Origin of the sequence: Pandoraea aquatica (assembly GCF_902459565.1) — a bacterium.
Classification (GTDB): domain Bacteria; phylum Pseudomonadota; class Gammaproteobacteria; order Burkholderiales; family Burkholderiaceae; genus Pandoraea; species Pandoraea aquatica.
In genome coordinates, this window is record NZ_CABPSN010000002.1 from 374,071 (window position 1) to 389,186 (window position 15,116).

Annotated in this window: 13 protein-coding genes; 8 read left to right on the plus strand and 5 right to left on the minus strand. The window is 65.0% G+C overall.

Translation table 11 applies throughout. The features are described from left to right. Nucleotides 1-22: 22 nt before the first annotated feature. Nucleotides 23-1,009 carry a GlxA family transcriptional regulator gene (locus tag PAQ31011_RS07165; RefSeq protein WP_150575172.1) on the plus strand — a complete coding sequence of 329 codons (987 nt, stop codon included), beginning with the start codon at nt 23-25 and terminating at the stop codon, nt 1,007-1,009. 148 nt (nt 1,010-1,157) lie between these two features. Beyond that, complete coding sequence (locus PAQ31011_RS07170; protein ID WP_150575173.1) at nt 1,158-2,111, plus strand: hypothetical protein; 954 nt, start codon at nt 1,158-1,160, stop codon at nt 2,109-2,111. Between the two features lies 1 nt (nt 2,112). Here the strand turns inward: PAQ31011_RS07170 and PAQ31011_RS07175 are convergent, their stop codons facing one another. Continuing rightward, a complete protein-coding gene (locus tag PAQ31011_RS07175; protein ID WP_150575174.1) occupies nt 2,113-3,561 on the minus strand; it encodes an aminotransferase-like domain-containing protein in 1,449 nt (482 codons plus the stop codon). Between the two features lie 329 nt (nt 3,562-3,890). Between PAQ31011_RS07175 and aptA the strand changes: the two genes are divergently transcribed. Beyond that, nucleotides 3,891-5,219 (plus strand): omega-aminotransferase AptA, encoded by a 1,329-nt coding sequence (aptA, locus tag PAQ31011_RS07180; RefSeq protein WP_150575175.1) that lies wholly within the window; start codon nt 3,891-3,893, stop codon nt 5,217-5,219. Between the two features lie 51 nt (nt 5,220-5,270). After that, on the plus strand, nt 5,271-6,797 hold the full coding sequence (locus PAQ31011_RS07185) for a CoA-acylating methylmalonate-semialdehyde dehydrogenase (RefSeq protein ID WP_150575176.1): 1,527 nt from the start codon (nt 5,271-5,273) through the stop codon (nt 6,795-6,797). A 118-nt stretch (nt 6,798-6,915) separates the two neighbouring features. Here the strand turns inward: PAQ31011_RS07185 and pxpA are convergent, their stop codons facing one another. The 4 genes from pxpA to PAQ31011_RS07205 are packed head-to-tail and all read right to left on the minus strand — an operon-like array spanning nt 6,916 to nt 9,947. Further along, on the minus strand, nt 6,916-7,656 hold the full coding sequence (gene pxpA, locus PAQ31011_RS07190; RefSeq protein ID WP_174990077.1) for a 5-oxoprolinase subunit PxpA: 741 nt from the start codon (nt 7,654-7,656) through the stop codon (nt 6,916-6,918). 51 nt (nt 7,657-7,707) lie between these two features. Next, nucleotides 7,708-8,721 (minus strand): 5-oxoprolinase subunit C family protein, encoded by a 1,014-nt coding sequence (locus tag PAQ31011_RS07195; protein WP_150575178.1) that lies wholly within the window; start codon nt 8,719-8,721, stop codon nt 7,708-7,710. Beyond that, nucleotides 8,718-9,380, minus strand: coding sequence for a 5-oxoprolinase subunit PxpB (pxpB, locus tag PAQ31011_RS07200; protein WP_150575179.1), 663 nt, complete (start codon nt 9,378-9,380; stop codon nt 8,718-8,720). The genes PAQ31011_RS07195 and pxpB overlap by 4 nt, the downstream gene beginning before the upstream one ends. Before the next feature lie 3 nt (nt 9,381-9,383). Then, entirely contained in the window at nt 9,384-9,947 is a 564-nt protein-coding gene (locus tag PAQ31011_RS07205; protein WP_150575794.1) for a 5-formyltetrahydrofolate cyclo-ligase, read from the minus strand. A gap of 122 nt (nt 9,948-10,069) precedes the next feature. Between PAQ31011_RS07205 and PAQ31011_RS07210 the strand changes: the two genes are divergently transcribed. The 4 genes from PAQ31011_RS07210 to PAQ31011_RS07225 all read left to right on the plus strand — a co-directional run bounded on the left by PAQ31011_RS07210 (nt 10,070) and on the right by PAQ31011_RS07225 (nt 15,104). Further along, nucleotides 10,070-12,076, plus strand: a complete 2,007-nt coding sequence (locus PAQ31011_RS07210) for a lytic transglycosylase domain-containing protein (protein ID WP_150575180.1) — start codon at nt 10,070-10,072, stop codon at nt 12,074-12,076. 67 nt (nt 12,077-12,143) lie between these two features. Further along, complete coding sequence (locus PAQ31011_RS07215) at nt 12,144-13,094, plus strand: complex I NDUFA9 subunit family protein (RefSeq protein WP_150575181.1); 951 nt, start codon at nt 12,144-12,146, stop codon at nt 13,092-13,094. Nucleotides 13,095-13,212: 118 nt separating this feature from the next. Next, a complete protein-coding gene (locus tag PAQ31011_RS07220) occupies nt 13,213-13,857 on the plus strand; it encodes a glutathione S-transferase family protein (RefSeq protein ID WP_150575182.1) in 645 nt (214 codons plus the stop codon). After that, nucleotides 13,854-15,104, plus strand: a complete 1,251-nt coding sequence (locus PAQ31011_RS07225; RefSeq protein ID WP_150575183.1) for a multifunctional CCA addition/repair protein — start codon at nt 13,854-13,856, stop codon at nt 15,102-15,104. Before PAQ31011_RS07220 ends, PAQ31011_RS07225 begins: the two co-directional genes overlap by 4 nt. Nucleotides 15,105-15,116 lie beyond the last annotated feature (12 nt).

A 15,116-nucleotide genomic window follows, 5' to 3' on the forward strand; every position in this document is an offset into this window, starting at 1 on the left:
GACCGTTCACCGACTGTTCACCATGAGCCAACCTCGTCTCGTCGCGTTTCTTCTTGTGCCGCCGTTCGTTCTGCTGGATCTTGCGGGACCGCTCGACGCGTTTCACGCTGTCATCCGCAACGCCACGGAGCAGGGGCAGGACGCGCCCTACAAGACTGTGGTCGTGTCGGAGCATGGCGGTCCGGTGGAGACGGGGTCGGGCATCACGTTGCATACGGAGCCGATGCGGGCGCTGGACGCGATGCAGGTCGACACCCTGATCGCGGTGGGCGGTGCGGTGGCGCATCGTCCGGCGGTACCGGGGCCGGTAGGCGACTGGTTACGCGACTATGCGCCGCGCGTGAGGCGCGTGTGTTCGGTGTGCGTGGGGGCGTTCGTGCTGGCTTCGGCGGGGTTGCTCAATGGGCGACGCGCTACGACGCACTGGCTGGATACGGCGATGTTGCAGGCGTGCTATCCGGAGGTGCTGGTCGAGTCCGATCCGATTTACGTGCGCGCGGACCCGGTGTGGACGTCGGCCGGGATTACGGCGGGCATCGATCTCGGATTGGCGTTGATCGAAGACGATTGCGGCGTGGATGTGGCGTTGCAGGCAGCGCGTCGGTTGGTGGTGTTTCTAAAACGCGCGGGTGGGCAGTCGCAGTTCAGTCCGCCGTTGCAGGAGCAGGTCGCGGCGGGCGCGCCGTTCGGCGATCTGCATGAATGGATGTCCCAGCGGCTGGACGGTGACCTGTCGGTGATGCGACTGGCGGAGCAGGCGAACATGAGTCCGAGAACGTTTGCCCGAAGCTATCTCGCCCGCACCGGGTCAACACCTGCGAAGGCCGTGGAACGCATGCGTCTGGAAGCAGCGCGCTTCGCGTTGCTCGATTCGGATGCGTCGCTAAAACGTATCGCGGCACGTGTCGGCTTCGGCGACGAACAGAACCTGCGCCGCGCGTTTCAACGTCAGTACGGTGTGACGCCGGTGGCGTATCGGGAGCGGTTTGGGGTGGGGTGTGAGGCGTAAGGAGGCGAGGGTCAACTGTCGAAGGTGGCCGTTGACGCTTCAGTCGCCAATTGCAGGGGCAATTTCGGAATCATCCGATTTCGGAATGCCGGAGGCTCGTTGATACTTCACAGATCGTGAATATCACCTCATTGGATTCGCCTCCTTTATGCTTGCCAAGCGACTTGCACAATTCGTTTTCTCTTCACTTCTTTCACTGATGTCCATCCAGCCGCTATTCGCTCACGCCAGTTCAGCGCGGTGCAGCGAAGTGTGGCCAACGGTTAGGCCCGTGTTCGAGTCAGCGATTCAGTACGGCAACGCGGAGCGAAAGAGCGATCCGTTCATTACGGTATCGATAGATGGGAAGCCCGCTCGGATGCTGCTTGATTCGGGGTCGAATCGCCATGTCATTTGGGATCAACGCTTCGTCCCCGAGGAGGGCGAGCCGAACGTCGGTAGCCATGTTCTGAACACAATCGCGTCCTCTGCGCACGCACGTCAACGCGTTATCGCGTTGGAGGACGCGGAGGGGCGCCGCACGACCCAGACAATTTACGTCATTGACGAGACGCCTTTGATGGCCGAGGGCTTCTCAGGGATTGTCAGTCCACAGTATCTGGCTGGCGGCGATGTGTCGGTGATGAACTTCAGGGACGACTGTTTTCTTGTTGGCGCACGCTTCGACCCTGAGGTCGTTGGGCGGATTCGTGTTGTCGACGGAAGGGCATTGCCCAATATCCATCATGTGATGGCAATTCCAGTGGAATTTAAGGGTGCGCGGATTCCCATGGTTGTCGATTCGGGGGCGTACGCGACAACGTTACCTCTGCCGATCATCAGCAGTGAAGTGGTCGGCGAGGCTCGACGCAGATCTGTCGACTTGTTGGGGCAAGCGATCGACAGCGACGATCGCACGCGACTCGTGGACTTCACGATTAACGGTCAGCCGATCTCCCGCCATCCGGTCGCCTCTCAAGCTGTTCCGCGCGAAGGCGGCGTAGTGAGTCTTGGTGCGATTGGCATGGACGTCTTAAGGAACCGGATCGTGTTTCACGACAACGCGCGTCATCGATTCGCGTTGTTGGTTCCATGGACGGAGGTGAGCGCTGGCCGTGAGTAAATCACGCCGCCAGCTTCCCCGCCGCCGCCTTATCCAGAAACCGGAACAACCGTGCGTCATCCGAGTACGCGACGTTGAAGCGGAACCAGTGGCAGGGTTCGTTGTGGGCGAGGAAGAACTCGCCCGGGGCGAGCATGATGCTTTCCAGTAGCGCAGCTTCCGCCAACTCGCGGGCGGGTTGGGTCGCATCCGGCAAGCTGCCGCACACGAACATGCCGCCTTCGGGCTGTGCGAGTAGCGTCACGCCGTGTGATTGAAGTTGGGTGATGAGACGTGCGCGGGAGCGCGTCAGGCGGTCCGACAGACGCTCGATGTGTTTGCGATGACGTCCTTCGGTCAGGATCGCGTGCACGATGCGCTCGTTGATCTCGGATGACGTCAGCCCCGCGACCATCTTGCTGCGGGCAATCTCATGCGCCAGATCGCGCGAACACGCAAGATACCCCACACGCACCGACGGTGAGATCGTCTTCGAAAAGCTGGAGACGTAAATCACGCGCGATAAACCATCCATTGCTGCCAATGAGGGCGTGCCCGCCGGGGCAAGCTCACGATAGATGTCGTCTTCGACGATCCAGAAGCCATGCTGCTCGGCACACTGCAAGATGCGATGCGCCGACGCCGGTGTGAGCGACGTGCCCAACGGATTCTGCAACGCCGGGTTCACAAACAGCGCGCGCGGGCGATGCGTCTGCGCGGCCTGCTCCAGCGCCGCGAGGTCCAGCCCGGCTTCCGTGCGAGGAATGCCGACGACGTTCAATCCCGCCAGCCGCAACACCGCCAGCAGATTGCAGTACGCAGGGGCCTCGACCAGCACCGTGTCGCCCGGCTTGAGCAACGTGCGCACGACCAGATCCAACGCCTGCGTCGCGCCATGCGTGAGCACGATCTGCTCGGGCGGTGCGTCGATGGACAACTCGCCAAGGCGGCGCGCGAGCCACTGACGCAAGGGTCCGTACCCGTGCGGATGCCCGTAGTGCGCGAAATGGGCGCCCGGTCCCTTCGACAGCGAACGCAGTGCGCCATGCAGACCGTCCTCGTCGAGCCAACTGTCGGGCAGCCAGCCGCAGCCGCTTTTCACCGCAATGGAGTCGTCCGCGAAGATCTCCGAGAGTAACCAGGCGTTGGTGACTTCGCTCGCGGCAGCCCCCATCGACAGACTGCCACCGGGACTGGCCGAACCGGTCTCGCGCGCGTCTGCCGCCCCGGCCACGAAGAACCCCGCGCCGCGCCGGGCCACGAGTGTGCCGTGCGCGACGAGACGGTCGTACGCCTCCACCACCGTGAACGTGCTGATGCCGTGCGCCTTCGCCAGCGACCGGATCGACGGCATACGCATACCCGCGTGCAACGTCTGACGCTGCAATGCCCGCTCGACCTCCCGCACGATCTGGTCGACGAGCGCTTCGGGTTGCGTGCGGTTCAGGGTAAAGGCGAGCGGCTGGACCATGGTTTGACGAAAGTACGGGTAAGGACGGCGAGCGGACGTGCGACATGCGCACCCATCGAACACTCAATCTGCGGTGTACGGGTAAATCCCGAGCGGTGCGCCATTCGGCCCAAGCCCACGTGGTGCGGGGCTGCCGGGTGTCCGCTTCATCGGCTGTTGCCAATACAGTTGAGGCAATTGACCGATACAGAATAACCATTTTCCGAGTGACTGTACATGTCTGTACCGGTTCGCCTCTCGTAGCATCGATCCCATCCACCCGTGGGAGCGGCTTCGCGTCGCCAACCCGGGACCTCCTGATCGTGACACGCCCCTGGGGAGCCCCCGCGATGAACATGAAAGACCTGAATCTCGATATGACGGCGTTCTGGATGCCGTTCACCAACAACCGTCAGTTCAAAAGCTCGCCGCGACTGCTGGTCAAGGCCGAAGGCATGCACTACACGTCGTCGGACAATCGTCAGATTCTCGACGGCACCGCCGGGCTGTGGTGCGTGAACGCCGGTCACTGCCGCACCGAGATCGTCGAAGCGATCCGTCAGCAGGCCGGTGAAATGGACTTCGCGCCGACGTTCCAGATGGGCCACCCGAAAGCGTTCGAAGCGGCCGCCAAGATCGCCGAGATCACGCCGCAAGGCCTCGATCGCGTGTTCTTCACGAACTCGGGTTCGGAATCGGTCGACACCGCACTGAAGATCGCACTCGCCTATCACCGCGCACGCGGCGAAGGCCAGCGCACGCGCCTCATCGGTCGTGAGCGCGGCTATCACGGCGTGGGCTTCGGCGGCATCTCGGTCGGTGGCATCTCGCCGAACCGCAAGGCGTATTCCGGCCAACTGCTGCCCGCCGTCGATCACCTCCCGCACACGCTCAACATCAAGGAAGCCGCCTTCACCAAGGGACAGCCGACGTGGGGCGCGCATCTGGCCGACGAACTGGAGCGCATCGTCACGCTGCACGACGCGTCGACCATCGCTGCCGTGATCGTCGAGCCGCTGGCCGGCTCCACCGGCGTGCTGGTGCCGCCGCAAGGCTATCTGCAAAAGTTGCGCGAGATCTGCGACAAGCACGGCATCCTGCTGATTTTCGACGAAGTGATCACGGGCCTCGGCCGCCTCGGCAAGCCGTTCGCCGCCCAGTACTTCGGCGTGACGCCGGACATCATCACGATGGCCAAGGGCGTGAACAACGCGGTTGTGCCGATGGGGGCCGTCGCCGTGAAGACGACCGTGCACGACACCATCGTCGACGCCGGTAACACGGGTGCCATCGAGTTCTTCCACGGTTACACGTACTCGGGCCACCCGCTGGCGGCGGCAGCCGCTTGCGCCGCACTCGACCTCTACAAGAACGACGGCCTGTTCGAGCGCGCTGCCAAGCTCGCCCCGCACTTCGAAAAGTCGATTCACGGTCTGCGCGATCTGCCGAACGTCGTCGACATTCGCAACCTCGGCATGGTCGGCGGCATCGAACTGGCGACGCGCGACGGCAAGCCCGGCGCACGTGCGCACGAGATCTTCGTCAAGTGCTTCGAGAAGGGCGCACTGATCCGCTACACCGGCGACATCCTCGCGTTCTCGCCGCCGCTCATCATCAGCGAAGCGCAGATCGACGAGTTGTTCGGCATCGTCGCGGAAGCGATCCGCGAGACGGCATAAGTCGGCATAAGCCTGCACCCACGCATTCACACAGTATTTACGGAAATCGACATGAACCAACGAGTCAGCACCGAACGTATCGAGCATTGGATTGGCGGCGCAAGCGTCGCGTCGGGCGAAGCCGAACTGCGCTTTGGCGAAGTGACGAACCCGGCGACCGGCGAAGTGATTCGTCAGGTGGCGCTGGGCGGTACGAAGGACGTCGCAACGGCCGTCGCCGCTGCACGTGCCGCGCTGCCGGGCTGGCGCGCCACGCCGCCGATGAAGCGCGCTCGCGTGATGATGAAGTACCGTGAACTGCTCGAGACGAACCGCGAAGCGCTCGTGCAACTGATCACGCAAGAACACGGCAAGACGCTCGACGACGCCCGTGGCGAAGTCACGCGCGGCATCGAAGTGGTCGAGTTCGCCATCGGTATCCCGCACCTGCTCAAGGGCGAGATCGCGCCGCAAGTCGGCACCGGCGTCGACACGTACTCGATCCATCAGCCGGTGGGTGTTTGCGCGGGTATCACCCCGTTCAACTTCCCGGCCATGGTGCCGCTGTGGATGTTCCCGATGGCCGTGGCGTGCGGCAACACGTTCGTGCTCAAGCCGTCGGAGAAGGTGCCGTCGGCGGCGCTGCTGCTGGTGCGTCTGGCCAAGGACGCCGGTTTGCCCGACGGCGTGCTCAACGTCGTGAACGGCGATAAGGCGGCCGTCGATGCGCTGCTCACGCACCCGGACGTGAACGCTGTGTCGTTCGTCGGCTCCACGCCGATTGCGCAGTACATCTACAGCACGGCGTCGGCGCATGGTAAGCGCGTGCAGGCGCTTGGCGGCGCGAAGAACCACGGCGTGGTGATGCCGGACGCCGATCTCGACTTCACCGTCGACGCGCTGATCGGTGCAGCGTACGGTTCGGCGGGTGAACGCTGCATGGCGATCTCGGTGGCGGTTGCAGTGGGTGACGTGGCCGACCAACTGGTGGCGCGTCTCGCACAAGCCGCGAAGGCGTTGCCGGTCGGCGACGGCACCGACCCCGTCGCGCAAATGGGACCGCTCATCACGCGCGTGCATTGCGACAAGGTGAAGGGGTTCGTGGACGCGGGTGTGGACGAAGGCGCGAAGCTCGTGGTGGACGGCCGTGGCCTGAAGGTCGCCCAGCGCGACGACGGTTTCTTCATCGGTCCGTGCCTGTTCGATAACGTCACGCCGGATATGTCGATCTATCGCAACGAGATCTTCGGGCCGGTGCTGTCGGTCGTGCGCGTGAACACGCTGGAAGAGGCGATTGCGCTCATCAACCGTAATCCGTACGCGAACGGCACGGCAGTGTTCACGACGTCGGGCGGCGCTGCACGTCGTTTCGAAGACGAAATCGAAGTCGGCATGGTCGGCGTGAACGTGCCGATCCCGGTGCCGGTCTCGTACTTCTCGTTCGGCGGCTGGCGCAATTCGCTGTTCGGCGATCAGCACATCTACGGGCCGGAGTCGGTGCGTTTCTACACGCGCTCGAAGGTGGTCACGCGTCGCTGGTCGGAAGGCCGTCCGGCGAATGCCACGTCGTCGCTCGTCATGCCGACACTCGGTCAGTAAGTTGTCGGACAGATGCCGGTGGATCTCACTGGCGTCGACGTCCACAGTATGCGAAAACGCCGTCCCGGGATGCCCGGCGACGGCGTTTTTCGTTCGTGGACGATGATCGTGTGCGGTGTCAGCGCACCGGCGCGATCTCGATGCCTTCGTCCAGCAGGAAACTGCGGATGCGCTGTGCAAATTCCAGTGCGTGTTCGCCGTCGCCATGCAGACAGACGGTTTGCGCGTGGATTGGGACGAGCGTGCCGTCGATGGCGCGCACGCGCTGCGCCTGCACCATCATCAGCGTTTGTGCGAGCGCGTCCTCTTCGCGCTCGATCAGTGCGCCGGGGGTGCCGCGTTTGACCAGCGAGCCGTCCGGGTTGTAGCCACGGTCGGCGAACACTTCCTCGACGGCGTGCATGCCAGCCGCGCGCGCTGCCTTCACGAGTTCACCACCCGCCAGACCGTAGACGGCGAGATCGGTGTCGAACGCGCGAATCGCTTCGACCAGCGTCTCAGCGAGTGCCCGGTCGCGCGCCGCCTGATTGTAGAGCGCCCCGTGTGGCTTGACGTGCGTGAGCCAGCCGCCCTGCGCGCGCACTATCGCGGCGAGCGCACCGATCTGATAAAGCATGGCCGCGCGGATTTCGTCGAGCGGGAGCCGCATTTCGGTGCGTCCGAAATTCTCGCGGTCGGGGAAGCTGGGATGTGCGCCGATGGCGACGCCGTTCTCCAGCGCCCAGCGCACCACTTGCTGCATCGTGCCTGCGTCGCCCGCATGCCAGCCACACGCCACGTTGGCCGAGCTGACCAGCGCGAGCAACGCTTCGTCGTAATCGCAACCTTCTCCGAGGTCGACGTTCAGGTCGATCTTCATCATGCCTTCTCCTGCGGGGACAGCCTGTCTTGCGTGTTCAAGTCTGCGTATTCAAGTGCGTTTGCGCGTAATGGCGGCCACTTTCGGCGTACTCAGAATGCCGCGGTCGTGCCACGCGAGTGCGCGTTCGATCTGCTCAAGATAGCGCAGTTGCTCGCGCAGCGCTTCGCGCGCCTCGGCGGCCGTGCATTCCGAAAAGTACAGCGTGCTGCCGAGCCGTGCCTGCCCGAGCCGCCAGAGATCCGCGCTGATCACCGTGCCGATTTTTGGGTAGCCGCCGGTCGTCTGCGCGTCGGCCAGCAGAATGATCGGCTGGCCCGACGGCGGCACCTGAACCACGCCCGGCAACACGCCGTGCGAGAGCAGGTCGTGCATGCGGTTCTTCTTGCGCGCGAGCGGCTCCGGACCGGACAGACGGTAGCCCATGCGGTTGCTGTTGGGCGTGACCTGCCACGGGTTCTCCCAGAAGCTCTTGTGCGTGACGGACGTGAAGTCGTCGTACTCCGGGCCGGGCAACACGCGCACGCGGTGCGCGAGCGGGTCGGACAGCCACAGCGGCGGACGCACGCCCAATGGCTCGGCCTTGCGTGCGGTGGCGCTCGGGTGGCCGATGGCGATGCGGTCGCCGTCGTGCAGGGCGCGGCCCTCGAAGCCGCCGAAGCCGCCGTTCAGATCGGTACTGCGCGAGCCGAGCGTTTCGGGCACGTCGATGCCGCCCGCCACGGCCAGATAGGTTCGCATGCCGAAGCGTGAGGGACGCAACGTCAGCGTCTGGCCTTTCGCGACGGGGAAGCGCCACCACGACCACACGGGCGTACCGTCGAGATCGGCGTGGCAGTCCGCGCCGGTCAGCGCGACGAGGGTGGCCGACGTGAAGCGCATCACACACGTCCCCATCGTGATTTCGAGGGTGGCGGTGTTCGGGGCGTTGCCCACGAGCCGGTTGGCGACGGCGCAGGCGAGCGGGTCGAGGGCGCCGCCGCTGGCGACGCCGAATTCACGCTGACGGGTTCGGCCCAGGTCCTGCACGGTAGTGAGCAGGCCGGCACGCTGGATGTCGATCACAGGTCGAGACTCGCGATAGTGAAGCGCACGCGGTCGCCCGGTGCCAACAGGGCGGGGGGCGTCGCGGCGGGGTCGAACAGGGCGCTGGTGGCGTGGCCGATGATCTGCCAGCCGCCGGGCGATTTGAGCGGATAGATGCCGGTCTGATTGCCGCCGATGCCGACCGAACCGGCGGGCACGGACAGCCGCGGCTCCGCGCGGCGCGGTGCGGCAATCGAATCGTCCAGACCGCCCAAATAGGCGAAGCCCGGCTGAAAGCCGAGGAAGTAGACGATGTACTCCGGCGCGGTGTGGCGTTGTACGACCGTCTTCGGTTGCAAGCGCGCGTGTTTGGCCACGTCTGCGAGATCAGGGCCGTGCTTGCCGCCGTACTGGACGGGGATTTCGATGTCGCGTCCGACTTCGCCGGCGGCGGGTTGCGTCTGCCAGGCGTCGCGCAGGCGCTCGCTCAGCACCTCGATATCGGTGGCAATCGGATCGAAGAGCAGCGTGAGGTTGTTCATGCCGGGGACGACTTCGCGCACGTCGGGCCAGTCGCGGGCCAGCGTCGCCACATGCCAGACACGGCGTTGCGTGGCGAGGTTGGCCGACGTGGGGCTGGTGCCCGCTTCACACACGAGCGCACTGTCGCCAAGCGGCAGGATCTTGAGCGTTGTCATGAATTAGCGTTGGTTGCCGAGGGGGCGGGCGTAGATTGCCGATTCCGTCACGATGGCATCGAGCGCCAGATCGTGCGCTTCGGCGCTGAGGTCCTGAACTTCCAGAATGTCGTAGGCGATGCCGAGCGTTTGCGGGGCGGGCTTCATCGCATGCAGCGTGCGGTCGTAGAAGCCGCCGCCGTAGCCGAGGCGCAGGCCTTCGCGCGTGAAGCCGACGCAGGGCACCAGCAGCAGGTCGGGCACGACCACTTCGGTGTCGCGCGGCACCGGAATACGGTAGCGGCCTTCCACCATGGGGGTGTCGGGTGTCCAGCGGTGGAAGACGAGCGGCGTGGCCGGGGCTGTGACGACCGGCAGGGCCGCGAGTCTGGGCCGATCAGGTGCGGCGGCGGCCAGCCATGCAGTGACGACGCCGCGAGCGTCGAATTCGTCCTGAATGGGCCAATAAAAGCCGATGCAGCGCGGGGCGCGGCGCGCGAGTTCGTCAGTCAGCCGGGTGGCGAGTGCGGCGTCAAGCTCGGCGCGTGCGGCGAGGGTGCTGCGGGCGTCGAGCAGCGAGCGACGCAGCAAGGCCTTCGGGCGTGCGTTCGCGGGCGTTGCATCCGCCTCATTTCCAGACGTCTGGGCCGCCGATTGGGCGGGGTCCCGTGCTATGCTTGAATTCACTTTTTACCCGACGCTCCACGAAGATGTCCGAACGTTTGACCCGAGTATATCGCGCCGCCGCGCTCGCCCTCACCGCTGCCGCGCTGGTGGCCTGCAGCACGACCCAGGCGACAGGGCGTCCCAAGGCGCAGGCGGCGGCAAGCCGCTCGGCGCCGTCCGCCGATGCGCTGTCGCAGCGCTCGCCGGACGACATCTTCGTCCAGCTACGCGAAGCGGCCCGCAGCAACGACGCCCCGCGTGCCGCTGCCCTCGCCGCGATGCTCACCGACTACGACGTGCCGTCGTACGTCCAGTATTTCCAGATCAAGCCGCGCATGTTCGACCGTTCGGGCAAGGCGCTGCTCGACGCTCCCGACGACGATATCCGCGCCTTCTTGCGCACGTATGACGGTCAGGCCATTGCCGATCGCATGCGCAACGACTGGCTGCTGGTGCTGGGCAAGCGCCACGACTGGCGCACGTTCGACGCCGAATATCCGAAGTTCGCCCTCGACGACGACACCCAGGTCAAGTGCTACGCGCTGATGTCGCGCGCTTCGCGCGGGGAGAACGTCACGCAGGCGGCCATGGATCTGCTGACCACGCCGAAGAACTACGGCGAGGGTTGCATCGACATGATCAATACGCTGGCCGCGAGCGGTCAGTTGCCGCGTCAGGAAGTCTGGCATCAGATTCGTCTGGCTTACGAGGAGAACTACACCTCGCTGGGCAAGCAGATTGCCGATGCGCTGGGTGCAGCGCGTCCGGACGACACGCTGCTCGATATGGCGGCCACGCGTCCGGCGCAGATTCTGGCGCGCGGCGTGGATGGCTCGGAGGCGTCGCGTCAACTGGCGCTGCTCGCCACCGTGCGCATGGCCCGCTCGGACGCCATGCTCGCCGCGAGCAGCTTCAGCAGCATCGCGGGCAACCTGTCGAAGGACGAACGTGCCATCGGCTGGGGCGCGATCGGCATGCGCGGTGCGCTCTCGCAGAACCCGATGGCGATCAACTGGTACCGTCAGGCGGGCAACGCCAAGCTCTCGAACACGGCGCAGGAATGGAAGATTCGCGCGGCGTTGCGCGCGGGTGACTGGAATCTCGTGCGCACAGGCATCGAAGCGATGCCGGCCGCGTTGCGCGACGACGGTGTCTGGACTTATTGGTACGGTCGCGCGCTGCGCGAAGCCGGGCAGGGCGACGCCGCGCGTGCGCAGTTCCAGAAGATCGCGTCGCAACCGAACTTCTACGGTCAACTGGCGAACGAGGAGCTGGGTAACAAGACGACGCTGCCGCCGAGCACGGTGGTCACGCGTGCCGAGATCGACGCCAACCGCTCGAACCCCGGCTTCCTGCGGGCTGCCAAGTTCTACGACATGGGGCTGCGCTTCGAAGGCAACCGCGAGTGGAATTGGGAACTGCGCAACATGACCGACCGCCAGTTGATCGCCGCCGCCCAGTATGCCAACGGTATCGAACTGTTCGACCGCGCAGTGAATACGGCGGATCGCACGAAGGTGGAGCACGACTTCTCGCTGCGCTATCTGATGCCGTTCCGCGACAAGGTCGATCGCTTCTCGAAGATCGTCGATCTCGACGAGGCTTGGGCGTACGGCCTGATCCGTCAGGAATCGCGTTTCATCATCAATGCCCGTTCGTCCGCCGGAGCCGGTGGTCTGATGCAGGTCATGCCCGCTACGGCGAAGATGGTCGCCAAGCAGATCGGCATCGACTACAGCCCGGGCATGATGCACGACATCGACACCAATATCCGTCTGGGTACGAGCTACCTGTCGGACATCTACAATAAGTTCGACGGCTCGGCCGTGCTCGCGTCGGCCGGTTACAACGCCGGTCCGGGACGGCCGCGCACGTGGCGCTCCACCCTCGAGCGCCCGGTCGAAGGCGCGATCTTCGCTGAGACGATTCCGTTCAACGAGACGCGTCAGTATGTCGAGAACGTGTTGTCGAATACGACGTATTACTCGGCCATCATCACGGGCCGTCCGCAATCGCTCAAGGAGCGGCTCGGCGTCATCCTGCCCCAGTGACGGCCAATCGCTGTCTTCGGGGTTTGGCCGGGTCCGCGAACCCACAGTCATAACGCGGAGGTGACGCATGCGCTATAACGTTTGTGTCGTCGGTGGCACCGGTTTCATCGGCAGCCATCTGGTGGCCCGGCTGGTCACGTTGGGACATGCCGTGCGTCTGCCGACGCGGCGTGTCGAAGCCGCCAAGGCGCTCGGCGTGCTGCCCGGCGTGGAGCTCGTCGAGTGCGACGTGCACGACCCGCGCGCCCTTGAGCGTGTGATCGCCGGCAGCGATGCCGTCATCAATCTCGTCGGCATTCTGCATAGCGACCGCGGCACGCCCTACGGCCGCGCGTTTGCACGGGCGCACGTGGAACTGCCGCGCAAGATCGCGCAGGCCTGCAACGACCGTGGCGTGACCCGTCTGATCCACATGAGCGCGCTCGGCGCGGACTCGAACGGCCCGAGCATGTACCAGCGCTCGAAGGGCGACGGCGAAGCGGTCATTCGTGAGTCGGGCATTGCGGCGACGATCTTTCGTCCGTCGGTGGTTTTCGGCCCCGGTGACCATTTCCTGAATACGTTTGCGAAGCTGCAACGGCGTCTGCCGGTCGTGCCGCTGGCGAGTGCGAAAGCACGCTTCCAGCCGGTCTATGTGGTGGATGTCGCGCAGGCGTTCGCAACGGCGCTGGAGTGCGACGCCACCCTCGGCAAGACGTACGAACTCGGCGGGCCGGAGGTGTACACGCTCGAAGCGCTGGTGCGCTTTGCGGGCGCGGCGTGCGGGTGCGAGCGTCCCATTCTGCCGCTGCCGGACAGCACCGCACGGCTTCAGGCCGCGATCTTCGAGAAGCTGCCGGGCGAGCCGATCATTACGCGCGACAACCTCGACTCGATGACCGTCGACAACGTGCTGACCGGCCCGCTGGCCCCGGAACTCGATCTGACGCCCAACGGGCTGGAAATCGCCGTCGACTATCTGAACGGCGGCAACTGGGAAAAGCGGATGGCCGACTATCGCCGCTTCGCCGGACGCTAGACCCGGCCCAGCCGCCGACGTAGCACCGTCAGCCGCAATATCGCTTCATCAGCTCATCGTTTCGCCATCAAAGGCCAACGCGCGGCGCTCAGGTGCTGCGCGGGCAAGGAAAGTCCTCATGCAACTCATCATCGCCAACAAAAAGTACTCCTCCTGGTCGATGCGTCCCTGGGTGCTGCTCAAGCACTTCGGCATCGCGTTCGAAGAGAAGAACGTGTGGCTCGCACAGCCCGATTCGCGCGAGCAGATCCTGCGCTATTCGCCGACGGGCAAAGTGCCTTGTCTGATCGACAACGGCATCACGGTCTGGGATTCGCTCGCGATCTGCGAGTATCTGGCCGACGCCTATCCGCACTTGCCACTGTGGCCGAAGTCGCTCGGCACCCGCGCGCACGCGCGCAGCATTTGCGCCGAGATGCACAGCGGTTTCACCGCGTTGCGCACCAATATGTGGATGAACGTCGCCGCCCATTGGCCCGGTGCCGGTGCGACGCCGGAAGCGCTCGCCGATGTGCGCCGCGTCGAAGCGATCTGGGAAGACTGCCTCGCGCGCTACGAAGGTCCGTTCCTCTTTGGTGATTTCTCGATTGCCGACGCGTTCTATGCCCCCATCGTGATGCGCTTCGCAACGTTCGAGCCGGCGTTGTCGGCACATGCGCAGGCGTATGCACAACGCATCCGCGAAGTGCCTGCCGTGCAGGCGTGGGTAGCGGCCGGGCGTGCGGAAACGCAGAGCGTCGCTTTCTACGACGTGCGCCCATGAAGATTTACGCCGTCGGCGGCGCGATTCGCGATGCCATGCTGGGACTGCCTGTGAAAGACCGCGACTATGTCGTGGTCGGTGCGACGCCGGAAGAGATGGTGCAACAGGGCTTCCGTCCGGTTGGGCGCGACTTCCCGGTGTTTCTGCATCCCAAGACACAAGCCGAATACGCGCTGGCGCGCACCGAGCGCAAGACGGCGCGCGGCTATCACGGCTTCGCGTTCTACTTTGCACCGGAAGTTACGCTGGAAGAGGATCTGATCCGGCGCGACTTCACCATCAACGCCATGGCGCGCGAAGTGCTGCCGGACGATAGTCTGTCCGACACACTGGTCGATCCCTACGGCGGTAAGCGCGATCTGGACGCCCGCGTGTTTCGTCACGTTGGCGAGGCGTTCGCGGAGGATCCGGTGCGCATACTGCGCTGCGCACGTTTCGCCGCGCGCTTCACCGACTTCACCGTCGCCGACGAGACGATGGCGCTGATGCAGACGATGACGGCCAACGGCGAGGTCGATGCGCTGGTGGCCGAGCGCGTCTGGCAGGAAATTTCGCGCGGATTGATGGAGCATCGCCCGTCGCGCATGTTCGATGTCCTGCGTGAGGCGGGGGCGCTCGCGCGCATTCTGCCGGAAGTCTCCCAGCTATGGGGCGTGCCGCAACGCGCCGACTTCCATCCGGAAGTAGACACCGGCGTGCACGTAATGATGGTGCTCGATTACGCCGCGCAGCAGGGCTATTCGCTGCCGGTGCGTTTCGCCGCGCTCACGCACGATCTCGGCAAGGGTACGACGCCGGAAGACGTTCTGCCGCGTCACATCGGACACGAGGGACGCAGCGTCGGTTTGCTCGGTCCGTTGTGCGCGCGGTTGCGCGTGCCGGTCGAGTGCCGTGAGCTCGCGCAGGTCGTGGCGCGCGAGCACGGCAACATCCATGCGAGTCAGAAGTTTGGGGCGGGGGCGCTGGTGCGTCTGCTGGAGCGATGCGACGCGCTGCGAAAACCGGAGCGGTTCCTCGAAGTGCTGCAAGCGTGCGAGGCCGATGCCCGTGGACGTGGCGGCGACTTCGCAACAGCGCCGTATCCGCAACGCGAGCGTTTGCTGGCGGCGCTTGACGCGGCGCGCAGCATCGATGCCGGGGCTGTGGCGGGTCAATACGCGGACAACCCAGGCAAGATTCGCGAAGCGGTTCAGGCGGCGCGCATCGATGCCGTCGAAGCGGCCGGACTGGGCGGCGAAGGCGACTAAGGCAACCAAGCT